Origin of the sequence: Paenibacillus lentus (genome assembly GCF_042714055.1) — a bacterium.
Classification (GTDB): domain Bacteria; phylum Bacillota; class Bacilli; order Paenibacillales; family Paenibacillaceae; genus Fontibacillus; species Fontibacillus lentus_A.
In genome coordinates this window covers 106,940-126,306 of sequence record NZ_JBHGVC010000010.1, presented here as the reverse complement: position 1 = coordinate 126,306, position 19,367 = coordinate 106,940, and the positions used below count along the sequence as shown (strand labels likewise).

Annotated in this window: 16 protein-coding genes and 1 pseudogene; 3 read left to right on the top strand and 14 right to left on the bottom strand. The window is 49.3% G+C overall.

Annotation, left to right across the window (positions count from 1 at the left end):
• Positions 1-339 precede the first annotated feature (339 nt).
• Together ACE3MQ_RS20585 and ACE3MQ_RS20580 are read left to right on the top strand one after the other, a co-directional pair.
• Positions 340-2,097, top strand: a complete 1,758-nt coding sequence (locus ACE3MQ_RS20585; protein WP_379396150.1) for an ABC transporter ATP-binding protein — start codon at positions 340-342, stop codon at positions 2,095-2,097.
• Positions 2,097-4,172, top strand: coding sequence for an ABC transporter ATP-binding protein (locus ACE3MQ_RS20580; protein ID WP_379396148.1), 2,076 nt, complete (start codon positions 2,097-2,099; stop codon positions 4,170-4,172). Before ACE3MQ_RS20585 ends, ACE3MQ_RS20580 begins: the two co-directional genes overlap by 1 nt.
• 60 nt (positions 4,173-4,232) lie before the next feature.
• On the opposite strand, the gene ACE3MQ_RS20575 is transcribed toward ACE3MQ_RS20580, so the two are convergent.
• The 3 genes from ACE3MQ_RS20575 to ACE3MQ_RS20565 all read right to left on the bottom strand — a co-directional run bounded on the left by ACE3MQ_RS20575 (position 4,233) and on the right by ACE3MQ_RS20565 (position 6,765).
• Entirely contained in the window at positions 4,233-5,129 is an 897-nt protein-coding gene (locus ACE3MQ_RS20575) for a protease complex subunit PrcB family protein (protein ID WP_379396146.1), read from the bottom strand.
• 87 nt (positions 5,130-5,216) lie between these two features.
• Entirely contained in the window at positions 5,217-5,552 is a 336-nt protein-coding gene (locus tag ACE3MQ_RS20570) for a four-helix bundle copper-binding protein (RefSeq protein ID WP_379396144.1), read from the bottom strand.
• Between the two features lie 112 nt (positions 5,553-5,664).
• Positions 5,665-6,765 carry a CobW family GTP-binding protein gene (locus tag ACE3MQ_RS20565; protein ID WP_379396142.1) on the bottom strand — a complete coding sequence of 367 codons (1,101 nt, stop codon included), beginning with the start codon at positions 6,763-6,765 and terminating at the stop codon, positions 5,665-5,667.
• 143 nt (positions 6,766-6,908) lie between these two features.
• Between ACE3MQ_RS20565 and ACE3MQ_RS20560 the strand changes: the two genes are divergently transcribed.
• Positions 6,909-7,421 carry a MogA/MoaB family molybdenum cofactor biosynthesis protein gene (locus ACE3MQ_RS20560; RefSeq protein ID WP_379396140.1) on the top strand — a complete coding sequence of 171 codons (513 nt, stop codon included), beginning with the start codon at positions 6,909-6,911 and terminating at the stop codon, positions 7,419-7,421.
• A 105-nt stretch (positions 7,422-7,526) separates the two neighbouring features.
• On the opposite strand, the gene ACE3MQ_RS20555 is transcribed toward ACE3MQ_RS20560, so the two are convergent.
• The 11 genes and pseudogenes from ACE3MQ_RS20555 to ACE3MQ_RS20505 all read right to left on the bottom strand — a co-directional run bounded on the left by ACE3MQ_RS20555 (position 7,527) and on the right by ACE3MQ_RS20505 (position 19,228).
• Positions 7,527-8,063, bottom strand: a complete 537-nt coding sequence (locus tag ACE3MQ_RS20555) for a hypothetical protein (protein ID WP_379396138.1) — start codon at positions 8,061-8,063, stop codon at positions 7,527-7,529.
• A gap of 236 nt (positions 8,064-8,299) precedes the next feature.
• Complete coding sequence (locus ACE3MQ_RS20550; RefSeq protein WP_379396285.1) at positions 8,300-9,295, bottom strand: acrylyl-CoA reductase family protein; 996 nt, start codon at positions 9,293-9,295, stop codon at positions 8,300-8,302.
• A gap of 90 nt (positions 9,296-9,385) precedes the next feature.
• Positions 9,386-11,692: a thiamine pyrophosphate-dependent enzyme gene (locus ACE3MQ_RS20545; protein ID WP_379396136.1), complete on the bottom strand. Its 2,307-nt coding sequence runs from the start codon at positions 11,690-11,692 to the stop codon at positions 9,386-9,388.
• 64 nt (positions 11,693-11,756) lie between these two features.
• The gene (locus ACE3MQ_RS20540; RefSeq protein WP_379396134.1) at positions 11,757-12,764 is read right to left on the bottom strand and encodes a 2-oxoacid:acceptor oxidoreductase family protein; all 1,008 of its coding nucleotides are present in this window, start codon (positions 12,762-12,764) and stop codon (positions 11,757-11,759) included.
• Between the two features lie 309 nt (positions 12,765-13,073).
• Positions 13,074-14,528 (bottom strand): nicotinate phosphoribosyltransferase, encoded by a 1,455-nt coding sequence (locus tag ACE3MQ_RS20535; protein WP_379396132.1) that lies wholly within the window; start codon positions 14,526-14,528, stop codon positions 13,074-13,076.
• Between the two features lie 54 nt (positions 14,529-14,582).
• Positions 14,583-15,112 (bottom strand): annotated as a pseudogene (locus ACE3MQ_RS20530) (cysteine hydrolase family protein).
• A 137-nt stretch (positions 15,113-15,249) separates the two neighbouring features.
• The gene (locus ACE3MQ_RS20525; protein WP_379396130.1) at positions 15,250-16,035 is read right to left on the bottom strand and encodes an NUDIX domain-containing protein; all 786 of its coding nucleotides are present in this window, start codon (positions 16,033-16,035) and stop codon (positions 15,250-15,252) included.
• Positions 16,036-16,116: 81 nt separating this feature from the next.
• The gene (locus ACE3MQ_RS20520) at positions 16,117-16,539 is read right to left on the bottom strand and encodes a PaaI family thioesterase (protein WP_379396128.1); all 423 of its coding nucleotides are present in this window, start codon (positions 16,537-16,539) and stop codon (positions 16,117-16,119) included.
• Positions 16,540-16,735: 196 nt separating this feature from the next.
• Complete coding sequence (locus ACE3MQ_RS20515; protein WP_379396283.1) at positions 16,736-17,170, bottom strand: YlbF/YmcA family competence regulator; 435 nt, start codon at positions 17,168-17,170, stop codon at positions 16,736-16,738.
• Positions 17,171-17,253: 83 nt separating this feature from the next.
• Positions 17,254-18,804, bottom strand: coding sequence for a tRNA (N6-isopentenyl adenosine(37)-C2)-methylthiotransferase MiaB (miaB, locus tag ACE3MQ_RS20510; RefSeq protein WP_379396126.1), 1,551 nt, complete (start codon positions 18,802-18,804; stop codon positions 17,254-17,256).
• A gap of 217 nt (positions 18,805-19,021) precedes the next feature.
• Positions 19,022-19,228, bottom strand: coding sequence for a DUF1657 domain-containing protein (locus ACE3MQ_RS20505; RefSeq protein WP_379396124.1), 207 nt, complete (start codon positions 19,226-19,228; stop codon positions 19,022-19,024).
• Between the last annotated feature and the right edge of the window lie 139 nt (positions 19,229-19,367).

Genomic DNA, 19,367 nt, shown 5'->3' with positions numbered 1-19,367 from the left:
CTTATGAAAGGGTGAGCACGGTGTTAATTGTTAATCATTTTCCAGCAACTCATATGGGACACATGTTACAACTGAATACCGGAGCAACCCCTGCAGGCCTGAATGGAGTATATTCGCGAACTGTCCCCGCCGTCTTCTAGCGGGTATAAGCAATAATCATTTGGCTACGGTTGCTTCACTTTGTGAAAGCAACGTACGCGTTATATGTTATTGGTCTTTTAGGCATATCGTTTACGACGATATGCCTTTTTTGCGGTTTCGAATGAACGCACCTGTAGTGGTTGCTGTAGCAATACACTTAGACAATTACCTCGTTAAAAAGAATAGGAGGAAACCTTCATGTTTTCCGTTCTTCAAAAATTGGGCTGGTTCTTCCGCCGAGAAAAAAGGCGATATACGCTCGGTTTGATCCTGCTGATCATCGTTGGGATTATCGAGCTCGCTCCGCCCAGGCTGCTTGGCGCGGCGATCGACGATATCGTAAACGGATCCATCAGTTGGAAGTCGCTAAGTCAATATATTTTGATGATTATCGGCGTACTCATCGTCATTTACTATATGACCTACATATGGATGCATAAATTGTTCGGCGGCTCCAATCTGATCGAAAGGCTGCTGCGAACGCGGTTCATGAATCACTTGCTGATCATGAAGCCCCCGTTCTTTGAACGGAGCCGGACCGGCGATCTGATGGCGCGAGCAACGAACGATTTGAGATCCGTAGCCCAGACTGCCGGGTTCGGCATGCTAACCTTAACGGATTCGACAGCTTACTTGACCGTTATCTTTGTAGCCATGGGTACGCTGATCAGTTGGAAGCTGACGCTGGCAGCGATTATTCCACTGCCTTTCATAGCCCTGGCCATGATGATTTACGGCCGGGTCATCCATCAGCGTTACACTTTAGCTCAGGATGCATTCGGCGATATGAACGACCAGGTGCTGGAATCGGTCGCCGGCGTACGCGTCATTCGCGCTTATGTTCAGGAGCGCCTGGACGAGAAACGATTCCAGGACGTTACCGATGATGTGTATCGCAAAAATCTGGCCGTCGCCCGCGTCGATGCCTACTTCGAGCCGACGATTCGGCTCTTCGTTGGGCTCAGCTATGCTATCGGGTTAACGTATGGCATTTATCTCGTGTTTCATAACGAGCTGACCTTAGGAGATCTCGTATCCTTTAATATGTATCTCGGTATGATGATTTGGCCGATGTTCGCTATCGGCGAGCTGATCAACATTATGCAGCGCGGCGGCGCATCCCTGGATCGGGTCAACGAGACGCTGAGCGTTAAGCCCGATGTCGAGGATATTGCCGACCCTGTCCATGTTGATTATCCCGATGCCATTCATTTCAAAAATGTTACTTTCCAATACCCGACTTCAACGATGATTAACCTGGATAACATTAATTTATTGATTCGCCGCGGCGAGACGCTTGGCATCGTTGGCCGTACCGGAAGCGGAAAATCCACACTTCTGAAGCAGCTGCTGCATGAATATCCTTTGGGAACAGGCGATCTGAAGATCTCCGGCGTACCTATTCAGCATATCGCTCTTCAGCAGCTCCATAGCTGGATCGGCTATGTGCCGCAGGAGCAGATTCTTTTCTCCAAAAGTGTCAGGCAGAACATCCAATTCGGACTTAAGGATGCTTCCGACGAAGTCATTATGGAGGCGATTAGAACCGCTGCCTTCGATAAGGATCTGGTAACCTTGTCCGACGGGCTGGATACGTTGGTCGGCGAAAAGGGCGTCGCCCTCTCCGGCGGCCAGAAACAGCGGGTATCCTTAGCGAGAGCCTTTATCGCCAATCCGGACATTCTGATTCTGGATGATGCGCTTTCGGCGGTAGATGCCCGCACCGAGGCGCGAATCGTTGACAATATACGGAGCAAGCGCTCTGGCAAAACCACGCTTATCTCCACCCACCGGCTATCTGCCGTGGAGCATGCTGATTGGATCGTCGTGCTGGAGAAAGGGCGAATTATCGAGCAAGGCACCCATCAGGAGCTTCTGCAAGCTAATGGGTGGTATCGCGAACAATACGAGCGACAGCAGGTAGAATCCAGCCTCGCTGACGGGGAGGTGTCCTAATGCACACGCATACAGGAAAAGCACTGTTTAAATACGCCATGACAGCAAAAAATACATTTATACTTGCCTTAGTCATGCTGGCCATCGGCGTAGCTGCCGAGCTGGCCGGGCCATTCATCGCCCGCTCCATGATCGATGATCATATGCTGGCGATCGAGCGCCCGTTCTATGAAACGAGCGTTCCCAGCGAGGAAGCCGTGTCCTATGGCGGACGATATTTCAAGCGCGGGGATCGCTTTGCAGCTGGCGAACCCCAGGGACAGGAGGTTCGCATCCTCCAGGCCGGCACATCCTTCGTATTCATTGATGAGCCCGTTGCCCATGCTAGCGGCAAGCGAAGCTACAGCAATGGCATTTTGACGATTGAATACAACGGGAGCACGGCCCGGTATCCGGCAGTCAAGCTGACGCCGACGGAACTATTCGCTTTTTACAAGCCGGAAATTCCCGGAATCCTAACCTTGGTCGGCTGGTATTTCGCCTTTTTGGCCATCGCGATCGTGATGGAGTTCGGGAAAACATACTGGCTCCAATCTTCAGCGAACAAAGTGATCCAGAAGCTGCGTGTCGATGTCTACAGCCATATTCAGCGTCTGCCGGTGAACTACTTCGATAACCTGCCAGCGGGCAAAGTCGTTTCCCGGGTCACAAACGATACGGAAGCGGTTAAAGACCTGTTTATCGCCGTACTCTCCAATTTCTTCTCCGGCGTCATTAACATGCTGGGAGTTTACGTAGCCCTGTTTTTGCTCGATGTCAGACTTGGACTGATTTGTCTTTTCGTAGTGCCGATTATTTGGCTCTGGGTGGTGCTCTACCGAAAATTTGCTACGAAATACAATACGATTATTCGCTCCCGGCTAAGTGAAATTAACGCCATGATCAATGAATCCATTCAAGGCATGTCGATTATCCGAATATTCCGCCGCGAGGAGCAGACGAAGGAAGAATTCGAAAATCTGAACAACGATTACATGAAGCATCAGAACAAAATGCTGAATCTGAATGCTCTGACCTCTCACAATCTCGTCAACGTTATTCGCAGCTTGTCCTTCGCGATCGTTCTCTGGTATTTCGGCTCGGCGCAGTTGACGGGAGCCGGCATCATTTCACTCGGCGTACTGTATGCCTTCGTCGACGTACTCGGACGATTGTTCCAGCCGATCACCGGAATGGTGAACCAGCTCGCCGCCTTGGATTCCTCGATGGTATCCGCTGGCCGCGTGTTCAAGCTGATGGATGAGCCGGGCGAGGATGTTACGGACGGCGGCATGCCGCGGTACAAAGGGAACGTAGAATTCAAAAACGTGTCCTTCGCCTACAAAAGGGATTACGTGCTGAAGAACATTTCCTTCGAAGCGAAGCAAGGCCAAACCGTTGCTCTGGTCGGTCATACCGGTTCAGGCAAAAGCTCGATCATCAATCTGCTATTCCGCTTCTACGATCCACAGAAGGGAACGATTACGATCGACGGCCAGAATGTAACCGAGCTGCCGAAGCAGTGGATTCGCCAGCATATGGGCATCGTCCTGCAGGATCCATACCTGTTCACGGGCACAATTGCTTCGAATGTAAGCCTCGGAGACGAGCGAATCAGCCGGGCCAGCGTAGAAAAGGCTTTGGCCGACGTAGGCGCCACGCGCATCCTGGAGCATCTGCCCAAAGGCCTGGATGAGCCCGTCGTCGAAAAGGGAAGCACGCTTTCTGCCGGCGAGCGGCAGTTGATCTCCTTTGCAAGGGCGCTGGCATTTGATCCGGCCATTCTGATTCTGGATGAAGCGACTGCCAATATCGACACCGAAACAGAGGCGTTAATCCAATCTGCGCTTGAAGTGCTTAAGCGGGGCCGTACAACCTTCATTATCGCCCATCGCCTCTCCACGATCCGCAGCGCCGATCAAATTCTCGTGCTGCACCGGGGCGAAATCGTGGAACGCGGAACGCATGAGGAACTGCTTGCCCAAGGCGGCAGATACTATCAAATGTATCGCCTTCAGCTTGGCGCAGCGGAAGCAGACCCGCAGCCGCAAGCCGCAGGCACGATGGCCTCGCGTACAGCGGTGAACCCAACCTGACCTGACTATAGTTATCAGCAAAAACGCCATTCACGATGTTGTGAGTGGCGTTTTAATGTTTTATTTGTTCAACGGTTTAATTTTCACGTCATATTGGCTGGCTACATATGTCTCCGTCTTAGAGTCCGTAATGACCTGTGGATAGAACTTTCCAGGATCAGGGGAAAGCAGCTCGTAGTGAACAACTGCGGTCTTGTCCTTGAACTCTACTTTAGCCACGGAAATGCCATAGCCGGGATGAGGCTGATTCGCCCGGGTCAAGATCACCTTATTCACCTGATCATTCACCTTCTCGACTTGAAAGGAAACCTGATTCAACTGATCGTTATCCTCCAAATCCGGGATTACGTTGTCTTTGTTTTTCTGCACAAATTCAACCGCGTTGTAGACAAGACGAGCAGCTTCCATCCGAGTGATAGATGATTTAGGATGAAACTTTCCGTCTTCATCGAGGGAGGCAATCTTGGTGAGAAGCAAAGTTTGTATGCTGTTCATGTAATCGGGATTAACGGCATTTGAATCAGCGACATCCACATACATCATAATGACGGGATAGTCACCGGTTGCAGCTACTCCCTGCATTAAAATGCTAGCAAATTCTTCTCGCGTCAGCTTCTCGTTCGGCTTGAAATCGGCTGGAAGTTGAATGCCATGATCCTTGGCAATTTGCAGCGACTCAGAGTACCAGAACGCGGCGCCGCCCTTTACGTCTAGATTTTTGCTTTTACCTTTCAAGTCTAAGGCCTGTACAATCATTCGTACACCCTGCGCTCCTGTAAGATGGCTCTTCGGCGCAAATTTGTCCTTGGAGACACCCTGGATGATCCCCTTCTCATGGAGAGATTTTGTAATTACAGCGTCTTGTCCCTCTACATCATGAAATGCGGCAGCCGAGGAGGCTAGCAGCAAGGAGCTGGATAGCAGAAGCACAGCCGTCATTTTCAGCTTTTTATTCATTACTCATCACCTCTGCCCTCTCAGACGCAATGAATGCCTAGAAGGTTTCAACATTATGAACTTTTGTCATCATTCATCTGAAACTTATTAAGCTGCAGCGATCATTTTACGGCATATTTCAGCGCATCTACGGCATGCCTGCTCACATTGCTTGCAATGATGATGCTCATGCTTTCCGCATTCTTCCGCGCAGGCATCACAGGCTTTTGCGCACAGCTCGCAAATTTCTCGGGCAAAGGGCGTATTCCGCGATAACGATTCTGCGGCAAAAGAACAAATCTCCGCGCACTCCCGATCAAGTCGGATGCACTCCCTCAGCATCGCCAAGTCGTATTCCTTCAAACTGGATATATAGCAGTAATTGCATGCATTCATACACTCTAGACAAGCCTCAATGCACTCTCTGTATTTTTCCTGAATCATTGTTCGATCCCTCCTGAAGATGTAGTTTTCTCCAACAAGCTCTTTATTAAACTAACCAGGAAGACGATGAATTGAAACGATAAAGGATCATCTGTCAGATATTCGACACTGATTAACGAAGCTGCACTTCAAGCTGACGAAGCCGATCGGCGAGTTTATTCTTGTCAAAATGCTCGCCAATAAACACCACGACATCTGGAACCTCACCCTGAGGCGTAATTTTTAAATAGTCGGCTTCCCGATAAGCATATTGGAACAGAAAACGACTGGACGTGTCCGAAAAGCTAATAACCCCTTTTCCCCGATAAACCTCACGCGGGAGCTCGGCAATGAATTCTTCGAATTGTTCACTGTTTACGGGCCCTTGAAAATAATGGCTATATACGGTCACATGCTCATGTGACTTACGCCAATGTCCTTGTTTATGATCATGCCCATATTCATGCTGAGTTTCATGCATATAGTCTGGATGACAATGACCGTGGCTATGGCCACCCTCCTGATCATCACCAGCCGACTGTGAATCCACTCGACCGCAGTCGCAGTGTGCATTTGTCTCATGATGATGATCATGAGCCGCCTGCCGATGATCATATAATGCAGTAAGACGTTCTATATCCACTTCGCATTTAATGGCAGGCAGGGGCTGGGCATATGGATTTAAACGCCGCAGCAGAGCTTCAACCTCGGATAGTTGATTTTCCTTCAGCCTGTCGGTCTTATTTACGATCAGAATAGAGCCGCAGCGAATTTGTTCCATCATGAGCCGATAGGTTTTTCCCTTCTGCGCTTCATGAAGTTCCAGTAAATGAACCGAATCTACAACCGTAATCATCGGCTTGATATCGATCTTGGCCGTCAATGAAACCTCGGTTACTGCATCGAATATTTCCAACGGATTAGCTGCGCCGGTAGCCTCGATAACGATGACATCCGGTCGCTCATCGCGTATCAGCTCAAACATTTGCATGCTAAGGTCGCCCCGTACCGTACAGCAAATACATCCACCCAGCAATTCAGCCATGGGAACCTCATTCCCGACAAGGAGACCGTCCAAGTTAATATCACCAATTTCATTCATTATGATCGCAGGTTTTAAACCCTGTTCTTTCCAGTATGACAGCAGCCGCTGCAGCAGCGTCGTCTTTCCGCTTCCGAGAAACCCGGACAATATGTAAACCGGCGTTGCTTTATTCAAATTCTGTTCCGACATCTTAATACCCCCATCTGCCAATTCCTTATCCATGAGAGCGAGTTTACACCAAGAGATTCTAGGATGCAACCTGTCTTTTGAAGAAATGCTTCCGCCAATTATGTTAGAATAGAAAAAAACATATTCAGAAAGGAAACGATACGATGAGATCCGTAGACGAGCACCGTAAGGAAGCCCCCGAACACGTTTCCTGCATGATCGTGACCGTGTCTGATACTCGAACCCCTGATAATGATGCAAGCGGGAAGCTGATCCAGCAGCTTTTAGAAGCAAACGGCTATAAAGTGAATAAATATATCATGGTCAAAGACGATTATGACAGTATTCGCCAGCTCCTCCGGGAGGCGGCATCCGATCGCAGCATTGAAGCCGTTCTGCTAAGCGGCGGCACTGGAATATCGCCGCGGGACACGACTTACGAGGCGGTACGCAGCTTGTTAAATAAAGAAATGCCTGGATTCGGGGAAATTTTTCGTTACTTAAGCTTCACAGAGGATATTGGCTCGGCAGCCATATTGAGCCGGGCGATCGCAGGAACTATCAGCAATATGGCCGTGTTTTCCATGCCTGGTTCGCAGGGTGCTGTCAAGCTCGCCATGGAACGAATCATCATCCCGGAGCTCAAACATGTCATGCGCGAGATTAACAAGAAGTAAGTATACAATAATAGAGATTTACTCGTTCGCAAAAAAGTCGAGACGGAAGCGGCACCCCGTACTCGACTTTTTGACTTTCTTTCAACATGATTGCAAATCGTTCAATCAAGGGTTTGAAATCCGATTTAACAAGCCTTCAAACACCATTCTCATGTTCTCGGTATACGTATTATTCTTCATTCCGCTGGAGCCATAAACAAATACGGTTCTCCCGCGAGCGGCAACGACTGCAGGTTGATTGGCCGATTTCATGCGAATATTCCCTGTGCCGTAAATTTCGGCCATTTCCCGGATGCGTTTTTCTTCTGAAGGATATACATACACGATTACGAAATGGCGAGGATCGCTGTTAATTAAGTAACTATAGCTGATGGTGCCGTCCAATGTTTCCGCATAGGTTTCTTTGGTCAATCGAATTCCCCGTTTGGCACTCTCGCTTGTCAAGCTGTGGAGCAGCGGTTTATTTAATGTTTTTCCCTGAGTGGATTGTCTTTGGTTTCCCTTTTGGAATGTTCTCATCTGCACGCGATCGAGCTCTTCCTTGGCAATGCGGTTGGTGCCCCCCCTGCATCCGACAGCGATGATAATCAAACCTGTAAGGACTAGAATGAACACATAGCGGCTAATCCTCCGCCCCTTCATGGCAACCCCCTCTTTCTACCCGTTTCATTCGTTTAGATTACGATTAGGTTGTCTCATGCAAGAGAGTTTCATACGGAAAAGCCGCTTATACCTGAACGTTAGCAAAACATCCTGCTACCTGCGCTATAAAAAAAATTACAACCAAAAAGGCAGCGCCCGAAAGCAGCTGCCCTTTACTTATTTCCGTTCCCTCATGCCTTAAAGCAATTTTACGATATGTCGCCGGACTAAATATCCTATTGAAGAGATACGACCTGACGGCCCCGCGCCTTACCGCTAAGCACGATGGAGAGAGCCTCCTCCAACTGCTCCAGCTTATAAACCTTGACGCCTTCCTGCAATACCTGATCCGGTTTCCATTCCGCACCAAGCCGATTCCACAGGTTAAGCCGTTCCGGCATAGGGCAATACACAGAATCGATGCCAAGCAAATTGACCCCCCGCAGAATAAAAGGGAAAACCGAGGTCTCCATCGCTCCCCCGCCTGTCAACCCGGATAAAGCAACGGAACCGCCATACTTCACCGCTTTCAAAATCTCCGCGGTGCCTGCTCCCCCTACCGGATCGACTACAGCCGCCCATTGAGTCTTGCCGAGAGCTCCCTTTACAGCGGCTGAAGCCGCCTCTCGCGAAATCACGCTGGCAGCGCCCCAACGCGTTAGGAGTTCCTCCGTCTCAGGCTTGCCAGACGATGCCACGACCTCAAAGCCCAGCTTGCTAAGAATGTTTACGGCGATGCTGCCAACGCCGCCTGTCGCTCCCCTTACGAGAACTGGCCCATTGCCTGGCTGAAGACCGTTATGCAGCAGTCTTTCCACCGATAAGGCTGCTGTAAACCCTGCCGTGCCAATCGCCATGCTCTCCTGAAGCGTTAAGCCTTCCGGCAGCTTTACAAGCCACTCGGCCGGAACGCGAGCAAACTCGGCAAATCCTCCGTCATGGGATACTCCCAGGCCATACCCGGTACACAGCACCTCATCTCCAGGCTGGAAGTCCGGACTCCGTGAAGCTGTCACCTGTCCCGCCAAATCGATGCCGATAATGAGCGGATAGCTGCTGACCACTTTCCCCTTCGGGGTGCTGGCAAGGCCATCCTTATAATTTACGCTGGAGTAAAACACCTTAATCGTAACGTCATTATCCGGCAAATCAGGCAGCTTCAGTGTATCAATGCCGGAGGAAAAACCTTCCTCATCCTGATGCACCCGAAATGCGCGAAACGCAGACTCCATCTCCAAATGGGTTACCTCCTTTCATTAACGGATTCCAAAGCTTCATTACACTTCATCCATTATTTTATTGATTCAACTTACATTTTCATCTTACAAGTACGGATGCTCGTGCTTAGCTAATAAAATTTGCCATCTTCTATTGACTTCCCGCTCGAACTCCGCGAGAGCTTCACTGTTCTCCGGCTTCGTCAGGTGACGGGTTTTGCCCATGGTCTTGAGCCAGTCAACGAGCGGAACCCGCTTGCCCTTCTCCTCCGGATTATACGTAATCGCCGTTTCGCCGCGTTCCACCTCATAGAGAGGGAAGAAGCAGGAATTTACGGCCGCATCTACGATATTCGTCCCCTCATCGTCAGGGCTGATCCAGTTCAGAGGGCACGCTATTAATATTTTACCATATACAAGCCCTTCATTCTGGGCATACCATTGCGCTTTTGCCGCTTTTTTAACCAGATCCTGCGGATAGGCTTCGCTTCCAGTGAACACATAAGGTATATTTGTGGCAGCCATAATTTGCGCCGTATCTTTATGATGGAATACCTTCCCCTTCTGTACCGAACCGATATTCGAGGTTGAAGTTCGATGACCTAATGGCGTCGAATAGGACAGCTGGGCACCCGTGTTCATATATCCTTCATTGTCATATTCGATGATGATCATCCGATGATTGCGCAGAGCAGCGCCGATGGCCGGTCCCATGCCGATATCCATCCCGCCGTCGCCGGTAACCATTACGAAGGTAAAGTCATCTTGCAGCCCGAGATGATCCAGCTCTCCCCGGCGCTTGCGCTCCCAGAACATCTCGACAACGCCGGACAAGGTCGCTGCACCGTTCTGGAACAGGTTATGGATATAAGTAGCCTTATGCGAGGAATACGGATATCCAGTCGTAACGACCATCGCACAGCCCGTATGGAACAGAGCGACGATATCCCCCTCGATTCCCTTAAAGAACAGCTCAAGCCCGGAGAAAATACCGCAGCCTGGACAAGCGCCATGACCTGGCGCAATACGCTTAGGCTTCTTCGTCAGCGAGCGAAGGGGCGGTATGCGCACGCCAAGCTTGCCGGTTTCCTCATTTACAGTAACCTTAATGAGTCCGGTTTTCAAATCCTCAAAACGAAGCGGATTCAGCACCCGCTTAGGCGCCTTCTCGGCGTCCCCAGGCGTATGGCCATAATAATCGAATGGAACGTCAACCTGCTGCTTCTTCGCCGCCTCAATCGCGAGCGAGAACAAATGATGGCCGTCCTCGGCGTAAAATTCTTTGCCGCCTAAGCCATAGACGCGGCTGACGACCTGTGTTGTCGTATTGCCGTACGTAAATAACGCTGCTTTAATTTCATTCGTCATATTTCCGCCATGCGCCCCGTATGAATCCGCGCGATCGCCTACCGTAATTGCCTTCACGTTTTGGAGTGCCTCGGCAATTTGCCGCTGTGGGAAGGGACGAATCATGTTCGGAGCAATCGATCCCGCTTTAATGCCTTGGCTTCTCAAGCTGTCGACAACGTCTTTGATAATTTCCGAGGCAGAATTCATGAGGAAGACGGCAACCTCGGCATCCTCCATCCGGTACAGATCAAGCATTTCGTATTTTCTGCCCGTCAGCAGCTCATATTCGCCAGCAATCCGCTCAAACACTGCCTCCGCACGGTACATCGCCTCGGACTGCTGATAACAGTTATTGATATAGTCGGGCTCATTCATGTATGGGCCGACGGTAATCGGATTGTCCCGATCCAGCGTATGCGGAAATCCTGCCGGCGGCTGCTCGCCGACGAACTTCAATACATCCTCGCGGTTCGCGAACGTATGCACCCGGCGCTTCTGGTGCGAAGTAAAATAACCGTCTGAAGCAACGAGTACAGGCAGCCGTACTTCTGGATCCTCCGCCAGCTTGATCGCCATAATGTTCATGTCGTAAACCGCCTGCGGATCACGGCACATAAGTATCGGCCAACCCGTATTCAGGGCAAAATACAGATCGGAATGGTCGCCGTGAATATCCAGCGGACCGGATACCGATCGGCATACCAAGTTCATGACCATCGGAAAACGAGTTCCCGACTGAACCGGCATCTGCTCCAGCATATACATGTATCCGTTCGCACTCGTAGCATTAAATACCCTGCCTCCGGCCGTCGAGGCCCCGTAGCAAATTCCGGCGGAGCTATGCTCTCCGTCGGAAGGAATCAATTTAATGTCATGCTGGCCGTTGGCCTTCATCAAATCGAGGAATTGAGCGACCTCCGTTGAAGGAGATATCGGAAAATAACCCATGATATGATAGTTGATTTGGTGGGCAGCATATGCTGCCATTTCATTGCCTGACTCATATACTACCCGCTGCTGCACTTTGGCTGTGCCTTGCTCTTTTGCAATATCCATCGCCATGACGCTTCCGCCTTTCTAATTTATATTAGACTTCAACCATAGCCTCTTTGCCGACATTCCCCGCTTATTGCAGCGCCAGATCAAATATGTGCGGAACACGATTAGCCTCCGCGTATCCGTCTTCCTCACGTTCCCCTGACAACGCATCCGTCGGGCAAGCGTGAATGCATTTCAAACAGCCCTTGCAATACTGATAATCAATTCCCTGCAAGAACATCTGTAAACGGCCCTTCTTATCCGGCAATTCCTCCCACACGAAGCAGTTGTCCGGACAGACGTTATCGCATTGGGCGCAGTGAATGCAAGCATCCGGTTTGAAATGCGGCATCATTCCGGAGCGTGAAATGCTTAAATCCTTCAAAATACTGTTGCCGGGATTCGTCACGAGCCCGCCAATCGGTTGTGTTTCGTACCCCAGAACCGGTGTATCCGCACGGGTAAAAGCGGGCATGCTCATTCCCGCCGGCAGTGGAAAAGACTCGATGGTTACCTCTTGATAGCCCCGCTCAAACGTGGCCAGCGCAGGAGCAACCGACTGGGGATATTTTTTTTCCAGAGATTTTCGGATCACGTCCTTCATCGTCTGCGGATCCAAAAATGGACATAGCCGGAACATCGCCCCAAGCATAGCCATATTGACCCGGTTCTTCTCTTCCAGAGCGATACGGGTAGCATCGACAACGGCAATCGTTCCGCCGAGCAGCTTCATTTGCTCCTTCAGCTCAGCCGGAGATTTGCGAGAGTTCACAAGCACCGTGCTGTCTTCATAAATACCGCTGACCACATTTACGGTCTTAGCAAGCGCTTCCTGAAAAATACCGACGATATGCGGCCGCTCCACGGGCGACGTGTCCCGGATCGGCGTCTTCAGATCACAGAAACGGATATGAGCCTTCACGGGCGAACCCTTCTTCTCCGATCCATACGAAGAGAAGCTGACGCCGTTCAGTCCGGCTCCCTCAACCCCTGCTTCAGCCAGCATCTTTCCGGCTAAGTTCGCGCCAAGTCCGCCAATCGATTCCAGCCGAATTTCAAAAAATCCTAACTCGTTCAATTTTGGTAATTGGATCATGCGTCTGGACTCCCTTCTTTCGCCAATGTGAGTTCATCGAAACGATTTTTAATCAAACAAAAAAACTATAAAAATGCCCTTCAACTGCGTCTCGTTGTACCGAGTCAAAAAACCCTCGATTAATTTTTCAATTTATCATATATGGGGTGTGACGGATGTAACAAATGTCATATGGACAGTTTTGGAGCCGATGTCGAATGAAGCAAGCAACGACGCTAAATATAGCGGTTTTTGCGCTTTCCCGAGAAATAAAAAAAGACCGTTTCTTCAGCCTTAGCTTAGAAACAGTCTTAAAATGTACAAATTCCATTAATCATCTTGATGGCTCATGTATTCCTCAATCAGCTTTTGCTTCAATTCCCATGCCTCTTGGCTTAAGTTAATGCGATATATTTCCGGATTAAGCTTCCGCAAATATTCCGGCCAGAACATATGCAGCTGCTCTTTATGATATTGCCGAATATCATCCAGGGAAGGAAGCTCGTAAACAAGCTCTCCATCCGCATAAATTTGCTGCAGCATCGAGATGGCTTTATAGTTTTTCACGGATTTTTTTAAGTAGGGGTGAACCGGATCAAATAAACGCAATTTACCTCCGGATCTGGCTTGCTGTTCATGAGGAAAGCAAATATAGTCGGCAATGGCCTTGCCGCTCTCCGCATCGACGATCCGCAAAATATCCTTCTTGCCCGGTGTCGTCACTTTTTCCGGATTGCCGGATATTTTGATCGTCGGCTCCATCACTCCGTTCCGTTCCCGTTCAACCAGCTTGTACACTCCGCCTAAGGCCGGCTGATCCGCTGCCGTAATTAACTGTGTTCCGACTCCCCAAATATCGATCCTCGCTCCCTGTGCCTTCAGATTAAAGATCGTATTCTCGTCAAGATCATTCGACGCCACGATTTTGACATAAGAAAGACCGGCATCATCGAGCATCTTACGGGCCTGGACGGACAGGTAGGCAAGGTCGCCGCTGTCAAGGCGAATGCTGCTCAGCTTCTTGCCCTTGCTTTCCAGCAGTTTGGCTGTTTTAATCGCATTCGGCACACCGCTGCTAAGTGTATCGAACGTATCGACGAGCAGGGAAACCTGATCGGGAAGAGCTACAGCAAAGCGTTCGAACGCCTCCAGCTCCGAGTCGAAGCTCTGAACCCAGGAGTGTGCATGCGTTCCTTTCGTCGGGATCCCGAAGATTTCCCCGGCAAGCAAATTTGATGTCGCATCAAAGCCCGACAAGTAGGCGGCACGCGCCCCCCAAATCGCCGCATCCGCCTCCTGCGCACGGCGTGAGCCGAACTCGAGCAGCACTTCTTTCTCGGCAACTCTTTTGATGCGGGATGCCTTGGTGGCAATCAAGGTCTGAAAATTCATGAAGTTCAGCAGCGCCGTTTCAATGAGCTGAGCCTCCATGATTGTCCCGTCAACACGAACTAAGGGCTCATTGGGAAATACCAATGCCCCTTCCGGTATGGCGTGAAGATTGCCCCTAAATCTGAAATTACGGAGCAGCTCCAAAAAAGCAGGGTCATAGTTTTCTTCCTGCTTCGCCAGAAACTCGATATCACTGTCCGAAAACTGCAGATGGGATATGTATTGCACTATTCGCTCGAGGCCTGCAAACACAGCATAGCCATTGCCGAAGGGCAGCTTGCGAAAATAAGCCTCGAATACAGCCTTGCGTTCATGTGTACCGTTCACCCAATGGGCATAAATCATATTGATCTGATATTTATCCGTATGTAACGCCAAACTTGCGCTTTGCATGTGTCTTTCATCCTCTCTGGTGTCGCAACTGCACAAATGCACAGGCACTGAAGTTTATCGGCTGATTGTCACATTTGCACCCAAAGTAGCACGGAAATGTCCGAGTGCCCATGCATGGCCTTCCGGATTGAAGCTGGCTACGCCATCCTCATAAATGATCATGCTGTACCCTTTATTATAGGCATCCACAGCCGTATGCAATACACAAATATCCGTACAAACGCCGATGATCGCTATTTCGGTAACTCCCCGTTCACGCAATTTTTGATCGAGATCCGTCCCGCAAAAAGCGCTGTATCTCGTCTTGTCCATCCAATAAATTTGATCCTGGTAACGCTCATAGACCTCCGCTAATTTACCGTATCCGTATCGCGGATGTTATGCGGAGGGAACAGCTTGGATTCCGGATGCAGCGTATCCCCCTCTTCATGCAAATCCACCGCCATGACAACGAAATCGCCGCGCTGCGCATATTGCTCCGTGATTTGGCAAATGGCCGATTCCAGCTTGATCGCCGGCTCGCCTACAGGCAGCTTTCCATCTACAAAATCCTTCGTATAATCCACAACAAGCAGTGCTTTCATCCAGCTTCACCCAGCCCTTCTTTTTTAATCTTTAAGCCACTATGAACATGGAATCAACAATGAAACGAATTCAGTCAGACTAATAGTTAACCGTGTTAACAAAAAACTGAAAGCGGCAGTTTAGAAATAATTGAAGTTTAAGTATAAATGGACAATCTCGGGGTGTAATCCGTGAAACGATACAGTTGAGCAGGACGCTGCGAATATTGATTGGACAGCATAGGTATGCCGTTCTCATCATGTACTTCTTCCAGAATTCCTTGCCTGCTGCGAGTAGACGTTATTTTTCGGATGAAATTCAACTCGGCAAAATCCGGTACAACCGTCTGAATGACCTGATACAGCTCGCCGAGGGTAAAATGAGGCGGCAAAAACTGCTTCGCAATCGTAGTATGAAGCATCTGCTGCTGAATTCTTTTGTATGCATCCTCTAAAATTTCACGATGGTCAAACGCCAAATGCAATTCCTCCAGCGCCTCCTTCACCGTAAACAATCCAACCTCCTGAGCGTCATCAGCGGATTGGCGTTTCTCGAGCACCCATTCCTCGACAAGCGCAAAGAAAGCGTGTGATATGATCCAGCCGCGCGGATCGCGTCCCGGTTTACTGTACACGCCAAGATACTCTAAATGGTGACCGTCTACTCCGGTCTCTTCCTTCAGCTCTCTGCGCGCCGTCTCATATAAGGATTCATCCTCTTGCGAGAACCCCCCCGGGAGTGCCCAAGCCCCGGCGAACGGCCAGCTTCTACGGCGAATGAGCATCACTTTCAAATCAAACCTCGGAAGCGACTTCGTTGCTGCCTTTCGCTCCTGCTTGGCTAGTGTAAACATGACTATATCTGCAGGAATTCCGTCCGGTGTTCGGTATTTCTTAGCATTGTATTGATGCTGTCCCTGATCCTGTTCTTGTTCCATACTCATCATGAATCACCACATTAATCATATGATAACGTTACGCAGCGGATCACTGTGCAACATTCCCTTGTATTCCATTATAGCGTTCTAGCCTTCATGCGCATCGCCATTCCTCTTATCCTTCGGCAGACGAAATGTGGCTGTCGAGATACATCCCAGTATTCCATCACTATTGCGCACTTCGGATCGTAAAGTCATTGTACGGTATGTTTCATGCAGCGGATAAGCTGTCGCGATCAATTCGCCCATGGACATCGGACTAAGAAAGTTGATGTTCAAATGGGTGGTTACCCCTTCCCGGCCGCCCTTCGCAGCCGTTACGAGCGTTCCCATCGCCTGATCCATCATCGAGGACAGTACGCCTCCGTGGACAATGCCCATCGAGTTGAGATGCGACTCTATTGCGGTGAGGCCGATTTCCACACGCTGGCTGTCGGCCGATAACAGCCGGAGACCAAGCAGTCCCCAAAAAGAATTCTCGCTGCGGGACATGATATCCGCCCAATCCATTATCGTTCCCCCCTCTTCCGTACGGGTTATATCATGCCGACCCTTCTAGAAGTATTATTCCTAAGATGTCCTCATTCAAACAAATGGTTAAAGCAGATATTTCATATTATTAATCAAAATGATTACCTTTTACTTCTCTCATATTATCGTCAAAAAAAGTGCGAAGGGGAAGCCTCCGCACAGATTTACAACAATCTTACTCGCCGTACCCCGAGGTCGGAGCGGGCTCGCTTCCGGACTCGACGTTTACCTTCTCCGAAACCGTATCCCGAATAACCGAGATAACGAGCTGCAGCAAATAATTGATGTCGCTTTGGCTTTGCTGAAACTCGGTTACGACCGGAATTTCATCCAGCTCATCCTGAAGCTCCTCAATCTCCTGCTCAATCTTGTCCACCATCGCTTGATTCTGGAAGCTCTGGAAGGCAACGATCTCCTTCTGCTTCTTCTTAATGGCGCTGATTAGCGTCTGCACTCTCTCATGCTTTTGAATCAGACGCTCAGCCTTCTGGAAATGCTGAACCTCATCGCTTGTACCAATCAACTCTGCGAGCTCTTTTGCTTTTGACATAATATCTTCTCGAATGACGAGATCACGGGAATCGAATTTCGGAATTCCGCAATCAGTCATATGGTTATGCTCTTGTCCCAAGGCTCTATCCTCCCCACCATAATCAAACCATGTACGCCTAATCCTATAGTTAATCCTATGAATTAAGCGGAAGTAATCGCTTCTGGCACGATATTTCCTTTAATATACCATGTCATCGGATCGGTAATTTCCACTTGAACGAAGCTGCCGATCAAATCCTTGCTGCCATCAAAATGCACCAGCTTGTTGCTGCGCGTCCGTCCGGACAGCACCTCGGTATTATTCTTGCTCTCGCCTTCTACGAGGACTTCGACGATCTTGCCCTCCATCAGGTCATTACTCATCCGGCAATGCTCATTAACAACGTCGTTCAAACGCTGCAGGCGCTCCTTCTTAACCTCCATCGGAACGTTGTCCTCCATGACTGCAGCCGGTGTTCCTTCACGAGGTGAATAAATGAACGTATAAGCAAAGTCATAGCCCACTTCACGAACCAAAGACAGCGTATCTTGGAATTGCTCCTCTGTCTCGCCGGGAAAACCTACGATAATATCCGTAGTCAATACGACATTTGGAATGGCCGTCTTGATCTTCTTCACGAGCTCCAGGTAGTGCTCTCTGGAATATTTACGGCTCATCCGCTTCAGCACTTCGGTATTGCCGGATTGAACGGGAAGATGAATATGCTCAACCAAGTTGCCGCCTTTAGCCAGCACTTCAATCAAAGCATCATCAAAATCGCGTGGATGCGAGGTCGTAAAGCGAACGCGCGGAATATCGATCTGCCGGATGTCATCCATCAAGTTGGCAAACGTATAATCGATATCGGTGAAATCTTTGCCGTAGGCGTTAACGTTTTGCCCGAGCAGTGTAATTTCCTTGAATCCCTTGCGCGCTAAATCGCGAACCTCCGCGATGACATCCTCCGGACGGCGGCTGCGCTCCTTGCCCCGTGTGAACGGAACGATGCAATATGTGCAAAATTTATCGCAGCCGTACATAATGTTAACCCAGGCACGCATGCCTTCCCGCTTCTTCGGCAAATTCTCGATGATGTCGCCTTCTTTGGACCACACCTCAACGACCATCTCTTTGCTGAATAATGCTTCCTGAATCAAATAAGGCAAACGGTGAATGTTATGTGTTCCAAAAATCATGTCGACAAACCCGTGCTTCTGTAAAATACGGTTTACGACACCTTCCTCCTGTGACATACAGCCGCAAACGCCAAGCAGCAAATCCGGATTTTCCGTCTTTAGCCCCTTGAGGTGACCAAGCTCCCCGAATACTTTATCCTCGGCATTCTCCCGAATGGCACAGGTATTCAGTAATATAATATTTGCTTCCTTGCGCTCCTCCGTAGGAGTATACCCCATTTCCTCCAGCAGGCCCTTCATCGTCTCGGTATCATGCTCATTCATCTGGCAGCCGTACGTATAAATAATGTATTTCTTACCGGTTCCGAGACCTCTCAGCTCCTCAGGCACGGCGGTATCGTACAGCACTTGAATATCCTCTTTCCCGCGCTGCTTCTCTTTGCGGTGATCCGGTTCCGAAAGAATTTGAATATCCCGTCCGCGAATTCTGATCTTCTTCCCGCGCTCGTCCTCGGAAATGACCTTGGCGTCCGAAAAATCAAAATACTTGGAGTAATCCTTCGTTTCCTTAGCCATGATGTCGGCCCACTCCTTTAATCAATCTATCGCTAAAAATTAAACGTCCTCATGAAAACTTGAAAAAAGCATTACACTAAATTATAACATGCTTCTAAAGTGATATCTAGACGATAGTACCTTATGCGACATTCGGCAGGGTGAAAAAATGCAAATTAAAAAGCCCGTTCTGATGAACGGGCTTTTCTGACCTCATTTTCCAAAAAATAAGGTGCAATTAGAAGCCTTTGTACTGCGGCTCTTCATTTTCCAACTGTTGAACTCTCGTTTGCACCTGATCCACGATTTGCTGAGTTTGCTGAGCTGCGGTAGTAAACAAGTTTTTAGCATCCTGGTTTTGCGTGTTCAAGGCGAATTGCTCCAGGTTAGCTTGAGCGCTTTTTAAAGATGCCAGTGTTGTTTTCACTTGAGCTGCTACGGTCATTTTCCACTCACCACCTTAGTCAATAGCTTTACTTTTCGCCATCATAATTTCACCAATTCCCCACAAAAGATTCTCCTGCAGCCGTACCAAATTTTGTGTTAGTAAAAAAACTGGTTCTGCGCATAATTTGGTTATTGAG